Source organism: Oleiphilus sp. HI0117 (genome assembly GCF_001635235.1).
The window spans coordinates 1-689 of the sequence record NZ_LWGA01000130.1; the positions used below are offsets into that span (position 1 = coordinate 1).

The following is a 689-nucleotide window of genomic DNA, read 5'->3' on the forward strand; positions in this document are numbered from 1 at the left end:
CTTTGATGCTTGAGATAGCGCCTGGTGCAATACAAATTGACCAATAGGAATGATCAACCCGGTTTCCTCTGCGATCGGAATAAACTCATCAGGAGGTACTTGTCCTAAGGTTTGGTTATTCCAGCGTAATAGTGCTTCGGCTCCAATAATTTTGTCAGTCTGAACATCGACTTGAGGCTGGTAGGCGAGCGAGAATTCATTTCGGTCTAAGGCACCATGGATTTGTTCTTCAAGCTGTAATCTTCGGGCGACTTGTTGGTTCATTTCCTCAGTGTAGAACGAGTAGGCGTTTCGCCCGAGAGACTTGGCGTGATACATGGCTGAGTCGGCATTTCTTAGCAAGTCGGTCGGAGTAGCACCGTCATGAGGGAAAAGAGCAATGCCAATGCTGGCAGTTAGCATCAGTTTACGACCTTCAATATCAAACGAGCTTCTGAATTGTTCTAATATGCGCTCAGCAGTTTTTTGCGCAGACTTCTCGTCATCTAGGCCGCCCAAAATTAAGATGAATTCATCGCCTCCCAAGCGGCCAACTGTATCGCCCGTTCGAAGTACTTCTGATAGGCGCTCTGCAGCAACCATCAATACTTCGTCACCCATGTCATGGCCAAGGGAGTCATTAACCTTTTTAAAATCGTCTAGATCAACGAACAGTAAGGCAACTTTGTTGTTTTGACGTTGGGCTTCAC

The 689-nt window shown here is 46.6% G+C and carries 1 protein-coding gene; it reads right to left on the reverse strand.

Features of this window, described 5'->3' with window-relative positions:
• Positions 1-689 (reverse strand): bifunctional diguanylate cyclase/phosphodiesterase (locus tag A3757_RS01775; RefSeq protein ID WP_156506102.1); only part of this gene is annotated, 689 nt, incomplete at both ends.